Source organism: Photobacterium panuliri (assembly GCF_059920555.1).
In genome coordinates, this window is the sequence record NZ_CP197193.1 from 376670 (window position 1) to 396830 (window position 20161).

Annotated in this window: 19 protein-coding genes; 17 read left to right on the forward strand and 2 right to left on the reverse strand. The window is 46.0% G+C overall.

Features of this window, described 5'->3' with window-relative positions; genetic code table 11:
- Window positions 1-178: 178 nt before the first annotated feature.
- From ACSF8X_RS17845 to ACSF8X_RS17860, 4 genes are all read left to right on the forward strand, one after another.
- Window positions 179-880: a hypothetical protein gene (locus ACSF8X_RS17845; RefSeq protein WP_500851860.1), complete on the forward strand. Its 702-nt coding sequence runs from the start codon at window positions 179-181 to the stop codon at window positions 878-880.
- A 122-nt stretch (window positions 881-1002) separates the two neighbouring features.
- Window positions 1003-1632: an SDR family oxidoreductase gene (locus ACSF8X_RS17850; RefSeq protein WP_500851861.1), complete on the forward strand. Its 630-nt coding sequence runs from the start codon at window positions 1003-1005 to the stop codon at window positions 1630-1632.
- 139 nt (window positions 1633-1771) lie between these two features.
- Window positions 1772-2896, forward strand: coding sequence for an acyl-CoA desaturase (locus ACSF8X_RS17855; protein WP_500851862.1), 1125 nt, complete (start codon window positions 1772-1774; stop codon window positions 2894-2896).
- Window positions 2897-3135: 239 nt separating this feature from the next.
- Window positions 3136-4017, forward strand: a complete 882-nt coding sequence (locus ACSF8X_RS17860; protein ID WP_047879972.1) for a L,D-transpeptidase family protein — start codon at window positions 3136-3138, stop codon at window positions 4015-4017.
- Between the two features lie 51 nt (window positions 4018-4068).
- On the opposite strand, the gene ACSF8X_RS17865 is transcribed toward ACSF8X_RS17860, so the two are convergent.
- Window positions 4069-4698, reverse strand: a complete 630-nt coding sequence (locus tag ACSF8X_RS17865; protein WP_500851863.1) for a hypothetical protein — start codon at window positions 4696-4698, stop codon at window positions 4069-4071.
- Window positions 4699-4872: 174 nt separating this feature from the next.
- Between ACSF8X_RS17865 and ACSF8X_RS17870 the strand changes: the two genes are divergently transcribed.
- A complete protein-coding gene (locus ACSF8X_RS17870) occupies window positions 4873-6222 on the forward strand; it encodes a HAMP domain-containing sensor histidine kinase (protein WP_500852114.1) in 1350 nt (449 codons plus the stop codon).
- Window positions 6223-6296: 74 nt separating this feature from the next.
- Here the strand turns inward: ACSF8X_RS17870 and ACSF8X_RS17875 are convergent, their stop codons facing one another.
- Window positions 6297-6743 (reverse strand): hypothetical protein, encoded by a 447-nt coding sequence (locus ACSF8X_RS17875; protein WP_047879975.1) that lies wholly within the window; start codon window positions 6741-6743, stop codon window positions 6297-6299.
- 271 nt (window positions 6744-7014) lie between these two features.
- On the opposite strand from ACSF8X_RS17875, the gene ACSF8X_RS17880 reads away from it, so the two are divergent.
- The 12 genes from ACSF8X_RS17880 to ACSF8X_RS17935 all read left to right on the forward strand — a co-directional run bounded on the left by ACSF8X_RS17880 (window position 7015) and on the right by ACSF8X_RS17935 (window position 20156).
- Window positions 7015-9108, forward strand: a complete 2094-nt coding sequence (locus ACSF8X_RS17880) for a TonB-dependent siderophore receptor (RefSeq protein WP_047879976.1) — start codon at window positions 7015-7017, stop codon at window positions 9106-9108.
- Between the two features lie 162 nt (window positions 9109-9270).
- Entirely contained in the window at window positions 9271-10032 is a 762-nt protein-coding gene (locus ACSF8X_RS17885) for a DUF3450 domain-containing protein (protein WP_500851864.1), read from the forward strand.
- A 1-nt stretch (window position 10033) separates the two neighbouring features.
- Window positions 10034-11377, forward strand: coding sequence for a MotA/TolQ/ExbB proton channel family protein (locus ACSF8X_RS17890; RefSeq protein ID WP_500851865.1), 1344 nt, complete (start codon window positions 10034-10036; stop codon window positions 11375-11377).
- Window positions 11377-11937 (forward strand): MotA/TolQ/ExbB proton channel family protein, encoded by a 561-nt coding sequence (locus tag ACSF8X_RS17895; RefSeq protein ID WP_500851866.1) that lies wholly within the window; start codon window positions 11377-11379, stop codon window positions 11935-11937. Before ACSF8X_RS17890 ends, ACSF8X_RS17895 begins: the two co-directional genes overlap by 1 nt.
- Window positions 11937-12341, forward strand: a complete 405-nt coding sequence (locus tag ACSF8X_RS17900; protein ID WP_500851867.1) for an ExbD/TolR family protein — start codon at window positions 11937-11939, stop codon at window positions 12339-12341. Before ACSF8X_RS17895 ends, ACSF8X_RS17900 begins: the two co-directional genes overlap by 1 nt.
- On the forward strand, window positions 12341-12958 hold the full coding sequence (locus ACSF8X_RS17905) for an energy transducer TonB (protein ID WP_047879980.1): 618 nt from the start codon (window positions 12341-12343) through the stop codon (window positions 12956-12958). The genes ACSF8X_RS17900 and ACSF8X_RS17905 overlap by 1 nt, the downstream gene beginning before the upstream one ends.
- Window positions 12955-14130 carry a tetratricopeptide repeat protein gene (locus tag ACSF8X_RS17910; RefSeq protein ID WP_500851868.1) on the forward strand — a complete coding sequence of 392 codons (1176 nt, stop codon included), beginning with the start codon at window positions 12955-12957 and terminating at the stop codon, window positions 14128-14130. Before ACSF8X_RS17905 ends, ACSF8X_RS17910 begins: the two co-directional genes overlap by 4 nt.
- A 326-nt stretch (window positions 14131-14456) precedes the next feature.
- Complete coding sequence (fusA, locus tag ACSF8X_RS17915; RefSeq protein WP_500851869.1) at window positions 14457-16478, forward strand: elongation factor G; 2022 nt, start codon at window positions 14457-14459, stop codon at window positions 16476-16478.
- 381 nt (window positions 16479-16859) lie between these two features.
- A complete protein-coding gene (locus tag ACSF8X_RS17920; protein ID WP_500851870.1) occupies window positions 16860-17327 on the forward strand; it encodes a GNAT family N-acetyltransferase in 468 nt (155 codons plus the stop codon).
- Window positions 17328-17724: 397 nt separating this feature from the next.
- Entirely contained in the window at window positions 17725-18798 is a 1074-nt protein-coding gene (locus ACSF8X_RS17925) for an SGNH/GDSL hydrolase family protein (protein ID WP_500851871.1), read from the forward strand.
- A gap of 178 nt (window positions 18799-18976) precedes the next feature.
- Complete coding sequence (locus ACSF8X_RS17930) at window positions 18977-19606, forward strand: PepSY-associated TM helix domain-containing protein (RefSeq protein ID WP_500851873.1); 630 nt, start codon at window positions 18977-18979, stop codon at window positions 19604-19606.
- A 28-nt stretch (window positions 19607-19634) separates the two neighbouring features.
- The gene (locus ACSF8X_RS17935; RefSeq protein WP_047879986.1) at window positions 19635-20156 is read left to right on the forward strand and encodes a DUF2271 domain-containing protein; all 522 of its coding nucleotides are present in this window, start codon (window positions 19635-19637) and stop codon (window positions 20154-20156) included.
- The last annotated feature ends 5 nt before the right edge of the window (window positions 20157-20161 follow it).

Consider the following 20161-nt stretch of genomic DNA (forward strand, 5'->3'; position numbering starts at 1 on the left):
TTCACGTCACGAACAGTACGAAAAATAGTCATGTTGATACACTGTGGTTTGGCAAGTTTAGTTGTAGTTCAAATTTTATGAAACTAAGCGCTTACAGTTTGACAGATTTGGTATAAGACAAGAGGGAGTGTGTATACCTTTTAGTGATAATTTTATTAAACCATGGCGGAATACTTTCATGATGGAATATGATTTCAAAACTCATCCGTTTGTTAAATTGACTGAGGCTGTACAGCCTGAGGAGATGGCGAAAAACATGCAGACGGTACTATTGGCCGGTAAGGCATTTGAGTCGATTGCAGTTTCAAATGCCAAATATGTGCTGGATAACAGTTATCAGCAGACAGTCAGAATACTGGAAGAACTTGATCAACAATGGTTTGATGGCACGCCGGTTGAATCGTTACGATTTCCGTTTGATTTGATGGATCAGGTTACTCGCAATGCCGCCTCTCAGTGGGAAAGGATGTCGAGTGATCCATCTGCGACTAATGAGGAATTGAACCAATTTAAGCAGACGGTACAAGAGTTGGAACAGACGGTCGGCTCCCTAGAGCAAGCTATTGCTATGGCTGAAATACAGCAGCAAGATGCCGAAGAGACAGCTGATAAAGCGCATAAAGCTAAATTGACAGCGCAGCGCAACAGCAGGAAGTTAAAAGTAGAGATAGAAGAGCACCAAGCTGCTTTCGAGGCTCAGAAATCCCAGATCCAAGAATTGGAGGCATATAGCCAGTTACAGGCAGAAGAGCTTGAAACACTGCAAAATAGCCATGACATGCTAAAAGCTCAATTGGAGCAAGTGCAGACCGAGTTTGATGAATTTAAACATCAGGCTCAGCAAAATTCACCTGCACCTTCAGGAGAAGCATCAGCGTAGTTCTACTAGCGTAGTTTCACTGAAGGCACAGCAAACAAAAAAGGGAAGCCGCAGGGTATATGGTTTCTCTTTTTTATGTGTGATAATGATATTTATATTCATTATCATTTACAGGTTGTAGCATGAAACATTTAGTACTTTTTGGAGCAAGTCGAGGATTAGGACTCGCTATTGCAAAGCATTATCGTGAACTAGGTGGCTCGGTTACCGCAATGGTCAGACAGCCTGAGTCAGCAGAGGCTTTGCAGGCTTTGGGGGTAGATGTTGTTGCGGGTGATGCCTTGTCGATTTCTGATATAGAGCATGTCTTGTCTACGGCAGAAAAGGATAGCTGGGTGATTTCGACGATGGGAAGCTTTGGTGCAGAGTACCCTGTTGACTATACAGGGCACCGTAACCTAATTGATTCTCTTGAGCATTTTGGGATATCCCGTTTTTTGATGGTTAGCTCTCTTGGTTGTGGTGACTCATGGGCTACATTATCTGAACGTGCCAGACAAGCATTTGGTCAGGCTGTGCGAGAAAAGAGTCTTGCCGAGTCGTGGTTACAGACCAGCCAGTTAGCATTTACTATTTTGCGCCCAGGTGGATTGAAAGACGGGTCATCGACAGGGCTGGGTGAGCTTAGCCAAGGCAAAGAAGTACATGGATTGATTACCCGTGGTGAGGTGGCTCGCTTGGCCATTGAGCTACTGAATCGTTCAGAAAGTGTTGGTCAAGTTTATTCGTGTGTGGATCCGCATTATGTATAGCTTCTGGCGATTACCTTGCTAAAGCCAATTTAGGAATACGTAGAGTTGACTCGGCATCACGCCGAGTTTTTATCTATATTGATAGCAAACGTTTCCGTTATTATTCTTGGCTTACACGTGTAAGCTAAAGGTTGACAGGATGATGACCGAAAAACCACGTATTATTTGGCTAAATGTGGCCATATTCTCATTGACGTTCGCTGTAGCAATTATTGGTACGCCGTTGTACGCGTATTATATTGGTTTTGACTGGGTGCAGGTTTTGGGACTCGTCATAGCATTTTGTTGCTGCGGGTTATCCATCACCGCGGGTTATCATCGGTTGTGGTCGCATAAGACTTATGAGGCGAGTAAGCCACTTCGATGGGCTTTTGCAATAGGCGGAGCTTTTGCTTTGCAAAACAGCATATTGCATTGGTCATCAGATCACCGCATCCACCATCGCCATGTTGACGATAATGATAAAGACCCTTATTCAGCTAAGCGCGGTTTTTTTTATAGCCATATTGGTTGGATGCTGCGTGAATATCAAAAAAGTCGTTACCGCGATTACACCAATTGCCGTGACTTGCAAAAGGATCCTGTTGTAGTTTGGCAACACCGTTACTATGTTCCTTTAGCTATCGTGACCAATGTGGGAATACCACTATTGTTCGGGCTAATACATGGTGATATTTGGGGGGCTTTGTTACTTGTTGGGGTTGTACGCTTGGTGCTGAGTCATCATACGACCTTTTTTATCAATTCCTTAGCGCATCTTTGGGGTAGCCAGCCATATACGGATAAGAACACCGCTCGTGATAATGGTTTGTTGGCTTTTTTGACGTTCGGCGAGGGGTATCATAATTATCATCATATTTTTGAAAATGATTACCGTAATGGAATTTATTGGTGGCAATTTGATCCAACCAAATGGCTGATAAAATCCTGCTCTTGGGTTGGATGGACGTATAAATTGCGAACGTGCCCTGAGGACAGAATCGAGAAGGCCAAAGCGGCAATGGTACACCAGCGCTTGCAGGTTAAATTAGCTGCAATGCCAGAAAGCCAAGCGAGTTTGGCAAGGTTAGATGCTGAGTACGAAGCGCTTATTGCTAAAATTGCTGATTATTATTCCGCCAAAAAGCGTCTGCTTGAGCTGAAGAAGAAGAAAATGCTCAAGCATTGCGAAAGTTTTGAATTGATACAACAGTACGAAGATATGAAGCAAAGATTGGATTTACAACGTAAGGCGTGGAAAGTGCTTATCGCAAAATATGCATGATGCAAGACAGGCGTGATATGGTGTGAAATTGCTCGGGCAACCTTACTTAGGTCGCCCGAGCATTTTTTTAGGGCTTGCTAAGATTAACATTGACGTTATGCTGACTTAATATGCATGTTGGCCCGTTAGGATCAGCCGTCTTAACATTGAGAAACCTGACGGCCGACAATCGTCAATGATGTTATTTGCCATACTCGTGCAAAGAAGGTGGAGGCACTGTGTTTAAACGTATATTGCTCATGATGCTGGCCGGTTTGATGGCGTGCTCTGCGCAAGCAGTAGAGTACCAGCGACCGGGTCAAGGTAGTAAGCTCGTGGGTATAATGGAATATTATCAAGTGAACAAAGGCGATAGCCTGCTAGATATCGCTAATAAGTACAATGTTGGCTTGTTACACCTGATGGCTTCTAACCCCGGGGTCGATCCATTTCTTCCCACGCCTGGCTCGTTGCTGCAAATTCCCATGCAGTTGATTTTGCCTGATGCAAAGCAAGAAGGGATAGTGATCAATCTGGCTGAGCTGCGCTTGTACTACTTCCCCGAGCACAGTGACCGAGTGTATGTTTTCCCTATCGGTATTGGCCGTGTAGGTCGTGAAACACCGAAGATGACGACGCGAATAAGTCAGATGATTAAGAATCCGACATGGACACCAACGGCGAATATCCGTAAGGAGTACAGCGCTAAAGGGATTGAACTGCCCGCTGTTGTACCTGCCGGTCCGGAGAATCCATTGGGTGATTATGCGATGCGACTGGCCCAAGGAGGAGGGCAGTATCTAATACATGGAACAAACAAAGACTTTGGTATCGGGATGCGAGTCAGTTCCGGCTGTATTCGAATGAATCCGTGGGATGTTGAATGGCTATTTAGCCAAGTTTCACGAGGAACAAAAGTCAGTATCATCAACCAAGCATTGAAACAGACTGTTGAACCGGATGGTTCCATGTATGTTGAGGTTCACGAGCCGTTGTCGCGGAATGAGTCTCAGCTCGGTCAGCATAAAGTTGTTGCAGCACCGAATTCGCTAGTATCTGAAGTTGCTGGTGATATGCAGGCGAGCGCAGTGTTGGATCTGGCTCTGCTTGAGCAAAACGGCGTACCTGTAAAAGTGAAATAGGTGTGTGGGCCATACAGTATTGAAAAAACGGCAGTGTAGACTGCCGTTTTTTTATTCAATGATCGTCACGCTCTTTATTGGTGCTTGTAAGCCTTTGAGGTGTTGCGGGTTGAAGTCAAGGGCTGCTTGTTCAGGGAACCGGTTAGAGAATGCTTCCTGGTCTTGTACTGTTGCTTGGTGGTAATCAAGCTGACCCAAACCCGAAGGATATTGGGTATTCCACAATGTACTTTTGGCAACAAGGCTGGATGTTACGAATTGGCCTAAGAATGTGACTTCATTTGGCTCAACGGTAAAGTTTACACCAAGCTCCGACTCAGAGCTGGAGTAGAGTGCTCTCACACCGTTGTTTGATTTGAAACTGACGCTATAGAGCTCATAGTTACCCGCAGGGAGAGGTACAGAAAAAAGTTGTCCGCGGATTTCTTCAGAGCTGTAATCAATACCGGATTGGGTACTGGTGATGGAGAATATATGCCTGCTGGCAGTGTGCCGAAAATTGAGTGTGGTTGCGATATTGTCAGCGGTGAATGGCCAGATTCGAGAACTGGCGAGATCACCGGATAGATAGCCAATGCCTTGTGGGTTTTCTATCAGTGTGTCTGGTTTGCTTATCGTGACCCCTGTACTGCTACAACCTTGCAGAATGAAGGTAAGAAAAGCGGGAACAACGTATTTCATGGTGCATCCTGCGGTATTATCTTTTGTTATTGAATATAAAATAGAGGCTGAAGATACAATAGCCTTGAAGTAAAAAAGTGCGATTAACCCAAAAATCAACCGGCAGGGTGTTAAAATAGGGTTGATTTTGAAAGATAAGCGACAGTAATGATAATAGTACAACAATTGAAAACGATGTTTGGTTTGGGCAATCGCGACGGACTTGCATTTAAATTATTTTCTTATTTTGCGGTGAGCTTGATTATCCTCTTTGCCCTTCAAAACATTGCCGAAGCTGTCTTGGTTAAAGTTCTGTTGCAGATCCCCCAGAATATACAAAATGAGATGCGGGAGTTGGCTTATCAAGCTGATGTGATGGTACAAGATGGTGATATGGATGAGTTAGCCGATTGGGAGCGAGGTCAACGCTATACTTTGTTTGTTCTTGGCCCGGATAATCAAGCGATAAGTGGCCGCGAGCTGCATCCTCATTTCGCATTCAAACTCAAATATACGCGTGATATTGATACGGTTTTTGATAATGAAGTAAACCAACCACTTATTGGCATACCATTGTCATCGGGGTATCAACTGGTTATTCAGTTTCCGCACCAATATCATCCCGCCCATAGTTTTGCTTATTATGCTTTTTTTATTAAATTGCTAATTACAATACTCATTTTATCGGTGTTTTCATGGCTATTGGCACGCTATTTACAAGCGCCTCTAGCGACATTACAGGCAGCCAGCCACCGTTTGGCGGAAGGGGACTTTTCTGTAAGGGTTGGTGATGAAGTGGGTGATACAGCCTCGGAGTTTGCACAGCTCGCTGCTAGTTTTGATCACATGGCTCATCGAATTGATTTGTTGTCTGCGCAACAGAAGCGATTGATCCGTGATGTTTCCCATGAGCTAAAGACACCATTGGCCCGGCATGACCTGGCTCTGCATTTGCTCAAACGAAAATTGCCGCTAGAACAGCATGGTCTGGTGGTGAGGCTTGAAAATGAATCAGCAGCAATGAATACGCTGGTGAGTGAAATTTTAGAGTTTAGCCGGTTGGAAAATGCTCGGCATGATTTGTCTTTGGTTCCTGTCGATGTTGCTGCGTTATGTAGTCAGTATATGATAACAGCGCGTGAGCAGGCATTACCCGGACAGAGCATTCACCTACATATTCAAAATGACAATGTCTTTGCATTGGCAGATCAGCGTCTGTTACTGCGCTCATTGAAAAATTTGGTTGAAAACGCATGTAAATATGCCGGCGAGCAAGCCGTGGTTGAGGTTTCAGTACTACGGGGCGGGGAGCATATCGAGTTGGTGATAGAAGATAATGGCGATGGGATCCCTGAGCATGGTCTTGGAACTGTATTCGATCCGTTTACCCGTTTACAGCCGGCAAGGGATAAGCTGTCGGGGGGGAATGGCTTAGGCATGGCCATAGTAAAAGAGTCAATGAGTATCATGAAAGGCAGAGTAGAGGCTGAGAACCGTAAGTCTGGGGGACTACGAGTTACCTTGTTTTTGCTGGCAGCCCGATAGTGTATCTTGACTATGTGTATATGGGTGTACATGGTTAAAATGAAAAAGCCTCTATTGTAATAGAGGCTTTTTATTTATTTGGATTGCTTTAGCTTTTCGACATCAATGACATTTTTGAACTTGCTTGCCTTTGAGAGGATGTAGTCCACATCTGGCGGGAAGTCTTTGTTGGACTTGGCATGCTTCATCATGTCGAAAACGGTAAATTCCGTCAGGACTGCATATTGGTATGGCTGGAAGTCACCCTGTGCCTGCAAAGTAGGGTCATAATACTTATCACCCTTGCGGATAATCGCGTGGTCAATGATGGTTTCTTCACAACGATACCCCAAGACGTAACGCTCACCTTTGCCATAGATAACATTCATATAGCTATTGTAGAAGCATTCGCCTTCGGTGGCGGTGCAGCTTTCCAGCATTTCTTCGTCCATCGCCTCGACGGTGACAAAGCGCATTTTATCGGCTTTGTAATTCAGCGCAGTCAGTTGCTGATGAACGCTTTCCTGGTTTACTTCTGTCACTTGCTCTTTACCGGATTAACATAAACCCGTGAATTATACCTACCTACAGGCAAAATAGCATCCAGAGTCTATCGTCAGGAGGCATTGACGATTCTTTACATTCCTTTACGAATGCAAAGAATGTAAATTAGACTGCAAATGCTAATAGTTATCAATTATATTCCGTGTCAGTTTTTTACTTGGGAATGCAGTACATACATTCCAGCCGTGCACTTACTTATAACAATTAGTCATTGAGTGTCGGTACATTTGTTTATTGGAGTAACGGAATATGTTTACCAAAAGCCAGCTGACTTTGATGATCGGTGCCATTCTGGCCGCACCTGTCGCCCTCGCCGAGACGGCTGTATCAACCACCGATGTTGACGAGCATATGGTTGTCACCGGCCGTGACTATGGGTACAAGGCAGATACCAACACAACTGCTATGCGTATTGAAGCAACCCAGCTTGAAACACCGGGACAGGTTGCGGTGATCGACGAGCAGGTGATTGATGAGCAGCGAGCGAGCACCTTGGGTGAAGTACTTAAGAATGATTCAAGTATTTCAGAAGGTGGCAAGGGACGTAACCGTGAAACATTTACACTGCGTGGCTTTGAGCTTAGCAGTGGCGAAAGTTTCTTGCGTGATGGCAAGCAGCATTGGTCTCATTACCGTCAGCCGATTGAATTGCTTGAGCGTGTTGAGGTATTGAAAGGACCTGCTGGCTTGCTGTACGGCAAATCGGCCCCAGGTGGCTTGGTAAACATGGTTTCTAAGAAACCGACATACGAGACGCAGGTAAACGTCAGCCAGGATATCGGTTCAAATAACCGTACCCGTACGATGGCAGATATTAGCGGTTCGCTAAATGCTGATCAGACATTGCGTGCCCGTGCCGTATTGGCGAAAGAAGATTATGATTCATGGCGTAGCTATACAGATGGCAGCACACCGTCGACGAATCGTTTTGTTGGTGGTCTGTTCGTTGATTACGATGTTACCGATAACGTAACCGTATCATTTCACTATGATCGTACCAATGACGACGGCAGCGTAGATACCGGTGCCTACATCGTTGATGGTGAACCGGTATTGGGCCGAGAGCATGTTTGGGATGCACAATGGTCGAACATTGAGAACGACGTTGAGAATATAGGTGTTGATGTTGTTGCACAGCTGTCGGATGTGTGGCGTGTTGCGGCAAGTTATAATCATCAAGATTTTGAACGTCGTGATATTGAAAGCTTCTCTAAACCAGAGACATATGATCCGACCACAGGTACCTTTACTTACAATGGTTATGATCGCTGGGACAACTGGAAATTCAATACCGCGAACGTAGATTTCGTCGGAGAGTTTGATGCGCTAGGTATGTCGCACCAAATGCTGGTGGGAGCTAACTGGTTAGGGTATTACTACAAAACTCAAAGTGAGTATTTGAAAGGCTATACGGCAACAGTCGGTCAGCCAATGATCAAGCCTAGCGAGTTGCATTATTCGAATGGTCGATACAGAGAACCTACCGAGCGAGACTCATACGGTATCTATCTACAAGATATGGTAACCATTAATGATCAGTGGCAAGTATTGGCTGGCGTGCGTTTTGATCGTAACGAGACTGATGCTGGCAACTTCAACAATGTACTGCCAAAAGCAGCCGTGATCTTCCATCCTGCCGAGAATGGTTCAATCTACGCGACATACTCAGAGAGTTTTGAGCCAAAAGATCCAATCGATGACGCACAAGATGTTAACGATGGCATGGAATTAGACCCAGTGAAAGGTATCCTATATGAAGTGGGTACGAAGTGGGAACTATTTGACGGACAGGCACTGGTTTCTGCCGCTATCTTCGATATCACTCAGGAAAACAAAGTGGTCACCGAAGATGTCAGCAACGTGAGCGGCAAAGAAAGTATTACAACGCAGGTTGGTGAGCAGAAGCATCGTGGTGCAGAATTCTCGGCAACGGGTTATGTGACAGAGAAACTAGCACTAAACGGTAGCTTTACGTATCTTGACGCAGAGATTATTGATCCGACAAACGCCACAATTGATGGTAAGCGTCCAGCGGATGTGCCGGAGTATGCTGCAAGTATTTGGTCTCGCTACTCTGTAACAAACAATACTGATGTTAATCTTGGCTTGTTCTATCAAGGTTCTCGTTTTGGCGATAGTGCCAATACGTATAAGAAGGATGCCTACACTCGTGTGGATGCAGGTGTGGCTCATACGATCAATTATGATCAGAACCTCGATGTTATTATGCGTCTGAACGTTAATAATTTGTTCGATACTGATTACCTAGCAGGTGGTAGCCAGACGAAGACGATTATCGGCGAGGGTCGCAACTACATGGCAACGGTTGAGTTCCGTTACTAAGTACCTTGAAGGGGGGGAGCATGTCTCCCCTTTTTCTGTATGTCTCTACTTTAAATGATTTTTGTTTGCATTTAATATGCTCGCCTGCTTGTTAAGCAGGGTTTCTTTGTTTTTGTCTATCTCTTCATTGGGAAGCGATTTTTTCTATCAAATGTAAAAAGAATGAATGTTAAAAAAACCAGTTTAGCTTTATTACTGCTAGGTTCGATTTCCGGGGTACAGGCAACAACCCTTGGTGAAGCGCGTAGCGTTGAAAATGCAATGAATAGCTCATCGGCTAAGAGCCAGAATAGAATTGATGCTAGCGCAGAAGCGGCCTTGTCGATGCAGGCAGAAATGGAACAGTTGCAAGAAGAAGTGAAGAATCTGACGGTCTACCGCGATCACATGGCGAACTTGGTTGCCAATCAAGAGCAGGAAGCGAGCAGCCTTGCCGATCAGATTTCAGGCATCAAAGAGACCCGTCAAGGTGTCGTGCCATTGATGTACCGTATGTTGGATGGCTTGGAGGTAATTGTTGAGAATGACAAACCGATCCGTCACTCTCAGCGATTGGCGCGTATCGCCAAGCTGCAAGCAATGATGACACAGGCCGATGTCAGTGACGCGGAAAAATACCGCCGTATTCTAGAAGCCTACCAAATTGAAATGGATTACGGTACCAAGATGGGGATTTACCAAGGCGAGGTACAGCTAGACGGCGATCGCATTGAAGCCGATTTGTTATATCTCGGCCGCATTTCGTTGGTTGCCCGGAGTCTTGATGGCCACCAATTCTGGGCGTGGAATGATATGTCATCCCATTGGCAGCCGCTCGATAGTAGCTACGCCAAAGATATCAACAAGGCGTTTGCTATCGCGTCCAAACAAGCGGCTCCAAGCTTGATCACCCTGCCTGTATCTGTCGACGTGGAGGCGAACTAAGATGAAACTCAAAGTGCTAGCTACGGCTCTTTGCCTTGCCTCGACTGTTTTGCTGCCAGTTCAGGTTCAAGCTGACACCGCTTTGCTTGATCAGACGCGCCAAGAGCAACGAGTGCAGAAGGCCCATGACGTCCAGCGCGAAAAGGGCTTCAAGCTGACAGAAGCGGAAATTCGTTCTCAGCGAGATGCATTGTTGCGCCAACGTGATCAGCTTCAGCGCGAAACGAATGTGCTGAGTAAAAGTTTCAGTGAAAATGAAAACAAACTTGCCCGTCTTGAAGAGCAGTTGCGCTTGGAGACCGGCAGCCTGGGTGAATTGTTTGGCGTTGTACGTCAGGCTGCCAAAGAATTAGAGAGTGAAATGGCGTTTTCGGTAACCAGTATTGACCGAAATAGCCACCAGCGTGCGGTTGATGAAATTGTCGCCGCCAAAACGCTGCCGTCCTTGAATCAACTTTCCGGCCTGTGGAAAGGTATGGAAGATCAGATTTTTGCAAGTCGCGAGATGCGTAAAGTTTCTGTGCCTTTCATTAATGGTCAAGGACACCAGTCTGAAGTAACGGCATACCGTCTAGGTAGCATGGGGTTGATAGGCGAGCAAGGTTACCTTGCATGGGATGGCGATCGCAATGCGGCTAAAATCTACCTAAAGCAGCCTGAAAACGGGCCTGTTTTGGCTTCAATGGCGTCATTGGCTCAAACGGGGATGCTGCCAGCCGTTGTTGACCCGTCGCGTGGTATTATGCTTGAGCAACTTGCTAATTCACCGAGTTTATCAGAGCGCCTTGCCCAAGGCGGGGTAGTGGGGCAAATTATCCTTGGCCTGCTGGGTATTGGTTTGATTATCGCCCTGTTCCGCGGTGTGAAATTGGCTGTTTCGCGCCAGCAGATCAACAAGCAGCTTAAGAATCCGCAGCAACCAGGGAATAACCCGTTGGGGCGAGTTTTGAGCGTATACAGCAAAGAGCAGCAGCGTAGTGTTGAAGCGCTTGAATTGCGTCTATTGGAAACCATAGTCGACGAGCAGCAAGGGCTTGAAAAGGGCCTATCTATGCTGAAGCTTTTGGCTGCATTGGCGCCGATGCTCGGCTTGTTGGGTACGGTGACGGGGATGATCGAAACCTTCCAAGTGATCACCCAGTTCGGTAACGGCGATCCGACCATCATGGCTGGTGGTATTTCAACGGCGCTGGTTACAACCGTATTGGGCCTTGTTGCGGCGATGCCATTGTTGCTGGCGCATAATATTTTGAGCACCCAGTCTGAAAATATTCGCTGTATCCTCGAGAAACAGGGGATCAGCATGGTGGCAGCGCAGGCCGAGAAAGTAGGAAAAGCCGCGTAATGGAAAACAGTCTTTATAACATCCCGCTGTTGCATACATCGATGTTTGAAGCCTGGTGGTTCTCGTTAGAGCATTTTATGAACCAAGGTGGCCAGATCCTCTGGTGGCTGGCTGCTGTGGTTGTATTTAGTTGGCTATTGGTGCTTGAGCGGGTGCTGTATCTTGGCTTTACCTATCCAAAGCAGAAAAAACAGTGGTTGGCGCAGTGGCAGGCGCGGGACGATCAAACATCATGGTATGCGCATGCCGCCCGTGATGGCTGGCTTAATCAGGCCCATTTGGCGTTGAACCAGCACTTGAACCTGATCAAGGTGTTGGTGGCCATCTGCCCGATGCTTGGTTTATTGGGTACGGTAACCGGGATGATCTCGGTCTTTGATGTGATGGCTACGCAAGGCAGTAGCCAACCGCGCCTGATGGCCTCGGGGATTTCATTGGCTACTCTGCCGACAATGGCCGGTATGGTGGCGGCGCTGACAGGAATGTTTGTTCATTCCCGTCTATCCAAGGCATGCCTGTTGCGTGAACTTAAACTAGAAAAATTGTTAAGGAGTCAGTGATGAGACTGAGTCGTCCGTCTTCTGCCCGTGAGGATGCCCAAGTAGATTTGACATCTATGTTGGATATCGTCTTTATCATGTTGATTTTCTTTATTGTTACTAGCTCATTTGTACGTGAATCCGGCGTAGAGGTTAACCGGCCGCAAGCCAGTAATGTCGTGAGCCAGAAAGACGCCGGTATTTTTGTCGCGATCACCTCGTCGAATGATATATATATCGACAAGCGAGTCATCGATTCCGAGCGTGTACAGGCGACCTTGGAGCACCTGTTACTGGAGCAGCCGGAGGCATCATTGGTGATTCAGGCCGATGAGCATGCCTATAACGGTACTGTAGTGAAGGTCATGGATGCCGCGAAAGGCGCAGGCGTGAAGAATATTGCGCTGGCTGCGGAGAAACGCTAATGCTGCGTTTTCTTATCGCGTTGCCACTGGCTATCGTCACGGCATTGGGTTTGTTTACTTTTATGGCGTGGATGGTCGATAACGGCCATCAGCGAGCACAGGAAGAAAAACAAGCCCTGTCGTTTGACATGGTCATGGTTGAACAGGAACAAGAGATCCAACGCCGCCAGCGAGCGGTACCTGAAAAGCCCGAAACGCCTGAACCACCGCCGGAAGCGGTCCCGATGACATCGCAAGCATCGGCAACGGCAAGCGTAACCCCGACAATGCCAAGTTTGAGCCTGGACACGGCTATTAGTGGTATTGCGATTAATATGCCGACGTTTTCAGATTTCGGCTCGAATCAGCAAGCCATGCCGCTGTATCGTGTCGAGCCAAAATACCCAGCCCGTGCAATGAAGCAGGGCGCAGAAGGGTATGTGGTGATGTCGTTTACTATCGACTCGCAGGGGCGTCCGAGTGATATCAAAGTGCTTGAGGCAAAACCCCGCCGACTGTTTGAGCGTGAGGCGATGCAGGCATTGCGTAAATGGAAATATCAGCCGAAAGTGGTTGATGGGAAGGCAATCGCTCAGATTGGCCAAACGGTAAGACTGGAGTTTAAACTTCAAAAATGATCAAAGTACTGACATTACTTCTCGCACTTGCGTTGCCGTTGACTGTCTTTAGCGAGGGCGCAAAAGCGGAGCTGTCGCAGTTCACGGCCAATAAGGTTCAGCGGGCCAATACCCTGCAGCAAGATGAGCGTCTGCCTGAGGCAATTGCCTTGCTGGAGGGGGTGGATCCGTCACGTGATTACGACAAGGCATTTGTCCAGCGTATGCTGGGGGTATTTTATTGGCAGCAAGGCAATCACGATAAGGCTGTACGTAATCTCAGCGCGGCGGTTGCCTCTGGACTGCTTCAGGATGAGCAGGCTTGGATAACCCAAAGGATGCTGGCTGATATTCTGCTCTCAGATGAAAAGTTCAAGCAGGCACTGCCACATTATTACGCGCTGACTAAGCATATACCTGCGACCCAGAAAGCCGACGAGCTATGGCTGCGAATTGCACAGGCTCATTATCAGATTGGTGAGTGGCAACCGGTTATAAAAGCGATTGCCCAGTACGATAGGTATGAACGCAAGGCAAAAGTCCAGCCACTGACATTGAAACTGGGTTCACAACTGCAGCTAAAACATTGGAAAGGGGCCATCCCGACCCTTGATACGCTGATTGGTTTGGAGCCGAATAAAGTGGTTTGGTGGCAGCAACTGGCAGGTATTCAGCTTCAGTTGGGGCGTAGCAAGGATGCGCTGGGTACGTTAGCAATGGCCAAGCGCAAAGGCGTATCGCTAACACAGCAAGATTTGAAAACATTGGCGCAGCTGTATGCGCAGCGTGGGATCCCCGAACGCGCTGCGGAAATTTATGCGGAGCTTGATGGCGCAGCGTCAGACCCTAAATTGGTTTCTACTCAAGCCTTATATTGGCAAATGGCAAAAGAGTGGGAAAAATCAATAACGGTATGGAAACGTGCCGCCAAGCTTGATAACCAGTATCGCTGGCAATTGGCACAGCTGCTATTGCAAGAAGGGCATTATCAGCAAGCGTTGGTTCAGCTAGATAAAGTCAGGGGGAGTAAGCATAAAGCCGATGTTGAGTTAGCAAAGGTCAGGGCTTATTACAAACTGGAAGATTTTGAGCAGGCCATTGTTCATGCCAAGCGAGCTGATAATCTTCAATCGAGCTCGGCGTCTAAGAGTTGGATCAAATACTTGAGCCAAATGCGTAAAATGGACAGCTAGCCTCAAGTATTGCCTTAGTGATATTGGGTCGAAAAGCCACTGTTGAGAAACCGGATGACGGGTATCACAACAGTGGCTTTTTCTTTAATTGTGCCCTGCATGATCCCTCCTCGTATGAAACTCATCACAGTAAATCCGCTGTAAGTATCGCAGCATGGGTATATAACCTATTCTTAACATGCTGACACGCCCAAGCAGTAATGCGTGAACACTAGGTTGATGCCTATGACAGTTCCCATAAGAAAAATGACTTGGAAGACGAGATGGCGGGGTATCCCGCCAGCACGCTGTTTTTATCGTTTTCTAATCGTTAGCAAGGGGGCTGTATGCCAATCAATGTTATTCGCAATGTTGCGTTCGTCGGTCAAAGTGGAGTAGGGAAAACGACGCTGATCGAACGTCTTCTTTTTACCGCTCAATCAACCACCCATTTAGGTAGTGTAAAATCTGGCGATACCATCACCGATTTTGATCCTCAGTCTATTCAATACCAACACAGTATCGAAGCTACCCCAGTGAATTTGGCTTGGCAAAATCGGCGAATGAATATTATTGATACGCCGGGATTGCCAGAGTTAGTTGGGCGTTGCTTGAGCGTATATCCTGCCGTTGAAACAACAGCATTGGTACTGGATGCCAATACGCCGATAAGCCAGCTATCCGATCGCCTTTTTGCTTACGCCTGTGAGCAAAGCAAATGCCAGATGATTATCATCAACAAGATTGATCTGAATCCAGAGAAAATCGCAGAGTTAATAGCCTTGGTAACCGAGCATTTTGGCAATGCCTGCTTGCCTATTAATTTGCCAAGCCCTGATGGGAGCTCGGTAGCAGATTGTTATTTCGAGCCGGCATACGATGAAGTATCGGCTATCGATACGGTTACTGATGCTCATGAGCGGCTAGTCGATCAGGTCATTGAGCTTGATGAGGATTTAATGGCACTCTATCTTGAGCAGGGATCAGCGTTAACGCCAAAGCAGCTCCACGCACCTTTTGAAGAAGCGCTGAGAACTGGTCATATCGTTCCGATCTGTTTTGTCTCGGCTGAAACTGGGGCGGGAATTGAATTGCTGCTACGCACGTTGGCCGAAATTATGCCGCGTCCTGATGAAGGCAACCCTCCGCATCTGGAACAGCAGGGTAATATTGTTCGGATCGATTGTGATCAAATGGATCATGCTGTTGCCCATGTTTTCAAAGTGAGTGTGGATCCGTATCTTGGAAAGCTTGCATATATCCGAGTATTTCAAGGTGAGATCAATACAGGAGCACAGCTTTTTGTCGGCAATAGCAACAAGCCGATAAAGGTTGGTCACCTGTATCAGCTACAAGGTAAAAAACGGATGGAAATCTCTCAGGCAAGGGCTGGGGATTTCTGTGTATTGGCAAAAGTGGATGATTTGGCTTTTGATGTTGTGCTCCATGACTCTCATGATGAAGATGGTGTGGTCATGAAGGATTTGGATTTTCCCGCCCCCATGTACAGCCTTGCGGTCAGTCCAGTTAAGCGGGGTGATGAGCAGAAGCTGTCCGAGGTTTTGGGCAAGATTGCAGCGGAAGATCCGACATTGCGGGTAGAGCACAGGGTCCGAACCAATGAAACAGTATTGAGTGGTCAGGGGGAGTTTCATCTTAAGATTGCACTGGAGAAGATGGCCTCGGTGTATAAACTTGAGGTTAGTACGGCCCAGCCAAGTATTGAGTACTTTGAGACGATCACCCAGCCTGCCGAAGGGCATTATCGCCATAAGAAACAGAGTGGCGGGGCGGGGCAGTTTGGTGAAGTGCAGTTGAGAGTGCGGCCATTAGAACGCGGGATGGGATTTAGTTTCGTGAACAAAGTGGTCGGTGGGGCAATTCCTACGGCATTGATCCCTGCAGTCGAGAAAGGGGTTCGTCAGGCGTTGTCGGAAGGCGCGATTTCGGGTAACCCGATCAGGGACATAGAAGTAACGGTCTATGACGGGAAATACCATTCGGTTGACTCCAAGGAGATTGCGTTTGTTATTGCCGGTAAAAAGGCATTTCTTAACGCTGTACGTGATGCCAGCCCGATCGTTCTTGAGCCGATTGTTGAATTGAACCTGACGGTGCCTGTGAGTGCGGTAGGGGATGTGACGGGGGATCTTGCTGCCAACCGGGGATTAATTCTGGATACGCGAGCAGGGGATAATCAGCGAACCCAGATCATGGCAAAAATCCCCCAAAATGAGCTTGAGGATTACGCGCAAAAGTTGCGGGCAATGACAGGAGGTGAGGGGAGCTTTACCTTAAATATGAGCCATTTTGAAGCGGCTCCGCCGATAATTCAAACAGAGGTTTGTAACACAGCAAATAATCATTAAATGTAAAAGTAACCAGCCAGTTTCTGATTTTTACTTTTGGAATCTGGCTGGTTAATATTGTGTAGCGTTAAGTCTGAATATAAGAGAATGGTTTGATGTATTTCATATCAATGTGATTGAAGTTTTATATTGGTAATATTTTTAATGACAATCGTTAATATGTAACTGAAGTCATATTTCATCAATTGTAATTAAAGCAAATGTACCAGTGTCCATACATTCCAAATAGGAATAAATCTAGCTTGGAATGGTGATTGCTTTGTACATATGTCAGTATTATTCAAAATGCTCATCTCAATTTTTTGTTTATTATAGTTAGTTATAGAATTTTATAAATTTAGTCCTCATAATTATCATGTGAAAATGATATTGAGGTTATAAGTGAACATTCGTCATGCCACTGAAGGTGATTTTGATTTTCTGTTTGATTTGAAAAAGTATGCTGAATATGGACCTATTACCGCTAATTTTGGCTGGGATGAAGGAGTCCAACGTGCGATGCATGAGCAAGAGTGGGCGGAAGCGAGGCCTGAAATCATAGAGGTTGAAGGAGAGCGTGTCGGGTGCTATTTGGTGCAAGACAAACGTGATCATTGGTATTTCGCTCGCTTTTTTATAATGCCACAAATGCAGGGGAAGGGATTAGGATCAAAGATTCTGTCTATGGTGCTGGCCAAGGCCGACAAGTTGTCAATGCCTGTTGCGTTGTGTTATCTGCGAGGGAATCGAGTCGGTGAACTCTATCGACGATTCGGTTTTGAGGTGACTCAAGAAACCGTCAACTTCATTTACATGTATCGTGATTGCGTTGAGAGGCGTGAGTCACCAATCATAGAAAGTAATTCATAGATATTAGGGGGGGATAAACGCAAAGTGTATTCCCCTTGATAGTCAGTAAGATTTATTCTTTTGAGGTATTTCCTGGTTGAGTTTGTGCTCGTCTATGACTAGGTGATACCAATGGTTTGTCGTAATTCTTATCTTAATTCAAAAAAAATGTATTTTGCATGTTGTATTGATGATGTTTTTTATGACTAATGCATATTTTTAATCATTTGTTTACTTTATATCGATTAGCTTATTTACATGTGTAAGCTGTTAAATATAGATTATTTGTGCTGTTGTAAAAATTAATTATATCTGGCTAATAGTCTCAGTAGTCGAAGGTTAATGATCGTTATACTGCTTTCATGAGAATGTAGTTGCCAGATTCATTGCTATTTAAATTTAATTGAGGTTATTCGTTATGTTTATAAAAAGCGTTGCTTTCTCTGCAATTGTACTCTCTACATCGGTTTTTGCTGATGCCACTCCTGCTACTCATTATGCTATTGATTATGAAGGTCGTGCAGTTAAAGATTATAATTCTGGCCATGTAGAATTTAACTGGCCGGGTACTCATGTAAAAACACAGTTTACCGGAACAAATTTCTCCGTTGATATGATCGGTAATGGCGACCATTTTGATGTGCTAATTAATGGTAAAGTTACTGAGAAGTTGATAACTAATTATGGTGGGGTTACGCAAACATTTAAATTGTTTAATAGCTCAGAGCCAACAACAGTTACTATTGAACTTGTCAAACGAACTGAAAATTATGAAGCGATGACGAAAATCATTGCTTTTGATCATGACGGGCAGCTTGAAGGAATATGGGAAAACAAGCCTCATATTTTGTTTATTGGTGATTCCATCAGTGCGGGATTCGGTAGCGAGTCAGATAAACGTGATTGTACCTGGCAGGAAATTTACGATACCTCCAATGCCCGCGTGGCGTTTCCCTATCAAACCGGCGAGGAACTGGGGACGAGTATCACCCAGATTTCCTTTTCAGGGCTAGGGTTGATCCGTAATTGGAACGGTAACCAGCCATACCATGATTTGACCTATTATGCCGATAAAGCAGGGGCTATTTTTGGTAATAAGATGGATTTTGAAGATAAATATCCGGATCTGATTGTAGTCGAAGTCGGTACCAATGACTTCAGTACGGATCCGCAACCCCATGAGCAATGGTCGGACATAGAGGAGGTTAAGGCCGCTTGGATTGATCGGATGGTCGAGTTTGTCGGCGAACTTAAGTACCGTTACAACGATGCCAATGTTGTTCTGATGCCGCGTCCTGCTTATCCTTATGATTACATTATCCCGGCAACAGATGAAGCGATAGATTTGCTGGAAAAGCAAGGTAAATCAGGTGTGTACAGTCATGTCTTTGTTTCTCCGCTTGAAGGTTGCGGCTGGCACCCAACGCAAACCGAGCATGCTGATATTGCGAATAAATTGAGTCAATTCATTCGCGATAACAAGTTGTTGTAACACTTCATCTCATTTGATGGGCGGTGCGGCTTTGTAGCCGCATTGTCATCGCTTCCTGTCCCAGATTTCTCTATTGCATCACTCTTATTCACATTCGTAAACTTTGTAAATTTGAATGCCAATGAAAACAATTATCATTATGATGCCTTCATCTTAGAGTGGTTAATACATTGTTTTCATGGTGCTTAAAAACAAAGCAGTACAACTTTGGGCGCGACGCCTACATATCTATGTTTCTATGGCGTTGCTGCTGGTTGTGTTGTTCTTCGCAGTTACCGGCATCACGCTCAATCGTCCGGAGCTATTCGTAAAATCCCAGCCAGATATTACCTCGCAGACGTTGTCCGTACCTGAAAGTATTTTTGCTTCTGGTAACGAAGCATTTGTGCCAGATCAAGCAGTGCTCTTGGCTTATTTGGCAAAGCATGCGGATTTATCAGGCACGCCTTCAGCGATGGAAGTGTTCAAGGAGGTCGAAGACGGTGAGTTGATCGAGGGTGAAATCGCAATGGATTACAAAGGCCCAGGTTTTAACGCCACTGTGTTCATAGATTTGCCTAGTCGTACCGCTGAGATTGAAGCATCCCATTACGGTGTGGTTGCAGTGCTAAATGACCTTCACAAAGGACGTAACAGTGGTGAGGTCTGGAAATGGTTTATTGATATTACCGCGGTACTCATGGTGCTGTTTGTGATGACAGGGGTGTGCTTGTTGATCCCGAAGAAGAAAACGCTTCATACCTCGATGAAGTGGATGTTCGCTGGGTCACTGGTTACCTTGCTGGTTTATTTTGTTGCTGTGCCGTAAGTAACAGCGTGTTGTAAGTAGGAATGTTATGAACACTTTCGCTAAATCTATCGTCGGCATGGCCCTTGCGCTGCCTTTGTCTTTTGCCGTGCACGCCAAGCCGCTACCAGACAGTGCGCAAATGGATATTGAGTTTGCATTGCCGAAAATCGAAACGTCGATGTATGCCCGCCCTTATGTTGCTGTCTGGATTGAAGATGCACAGCGTAAACCTGTACGGACGGTTCAGTTGTGGGTAGGCAAAGATGAATGGCTTAAGGATTTGCGTAGCTGGTGGCGCAAAGTAGGCCGTTATGACCGTGAGTTGGTCGATGCGGTAACGTCAGCCACTCGTCCCGCTGGCGATTATCGTTTTGTGTGGGATGGCTTGGATGATAACGGCAAGCGAGTAGCGCAGGGGGAGTACACCTTTTATGTGGAAGTTGTTCGTGAACATGGCGGCCGAAACTACCTGCGCCAAAAACTGACTTTGGCTGAAACCTCTTTTAGTCATCATATAGCGCCGACCGAAGAAACGGGCGATATCAACCTGCATTATTCTGTGAAGTAATTTAA

Bases quoted from the DNA above. Each gene is read 5' to 3' on its own strand.
- ACSF8X_RS17890 (WP_500851865.1), top strand. From the start codon at position 10,034: ATGAAACTCAAAGTGCTAGCTACGGCTCTTTGCCTTGCCTCGACTGTT.
- ACSF8X_RS17900 (WP_500851867.1), top strand. From the start codon at position 11,937: ATGAGACTGAGTCGTCCGTCTTCTGCCCGTGAGGATGCCCAAGTAGAT.
- ACSF8X_RS17845 (WP_500851860.1), top strand. From the start codon at position 179: ATGATGGAATATGATTTCAAAACTCATCCGTTTGTTAAATTGACTGAG.
- fusA (WP_500851869.1), top strand. From the start codon at position 14,457: ATGCCAATCAATGTTATTCGCAATGTTGCGTTCGTCGGTCAAAGTGGA.
- ACSF8X_RS17865 (WP_500851863.1), bottom strand. From the start codon at position 4,698: ATGAAATACGTTGTTCCCGCTTTTCTTACCTTCATTCTGCAAGGTTGT.
- ACSF8X_RS17850 (WP_500851861.1), top strand. From the start codon at position 1,003: ATGAAACATTTAGTACTTTTTGGAGCAAGTCGAGGATTAGGACTCGCT.
- ACSF8X_RS17860 (WP_047879972.1), top strand. From the start codon at position 3,136: ATGATGCTGGCCGGTTTGATGGCGTGCTCTGCGCAAGCAGTAGAGTAC.
- ACSF8X_RS17930 (WP_500851873.1), top strand. From the start codon at position 18,977: ATGGTGCTTAAAAACAAAGCAGTACAACTTTGGGCGCGACGCCTACAT.
- ACSF8X_RS17925 (WP_500851871.1), top strand. From the start codon at position 17,725: ATGTTTATAAAAAGCGTTGCTTTCTCTGCAATTGTACTCTCTACATCG.
- ACSF8X_RS17910 (WP_500851868.1), top strand. From the start codon at position 12,955: ATGATCAAAGTACTGACATTACTTCTCGCACTTGCGTTGCCGTTGACT.
- ACSF8X_RS17905 (WP_047879980.1), top strand. From the start codon at position 12,341: ATGCTGCGTTTTCTTATCGCGTTGCCACTGGCTATCGTCACGGCATTG.
- ACSF8X_RS17885 (WP_500851864.1), top strand. From the start codon at position 9,271: ATGAATGTTAAAAAAACCAGTTTAGCTTTATTACTGCTAGGTTCGATT.
- ACSF8X_RS17855 (WP_500851862.1), top strand. From the start codon at position 1,772: ATGATGACCGAAAAACCACGTATTATTTGGCTAAATGTGGCCATATTC.
- ACSF8X_RS17895 (WP_500851866.1), top strand. From the start codon at position 11,377: ATGGAAAACAGTCTTTATAACATCCCGCTGTTGCATACATCGATGTTT.
- ACSF8X_RS17935 (WP_047879986.1), top strand. From the start codon at position 19,635: ATGAACACTTTCGCTAAATCTATCGTCGGCATGGCCCTTGCGCTGCCT.
- ACSF8X_RS17880 (WP_047879976.1), top strand. From the start codon at position 7,015: ATGTTTACCAAAAGCCAGCTGACTTTGATGATCGGTGCCATTCTGGCC.
- ACSF8X_RS17870 (WP_500852114.1), top strand. From the start codon at position 4,873: ATGTTTGGTTTGGGCAATCGCGACGGACTTGCATTTAAATTATTTTCT.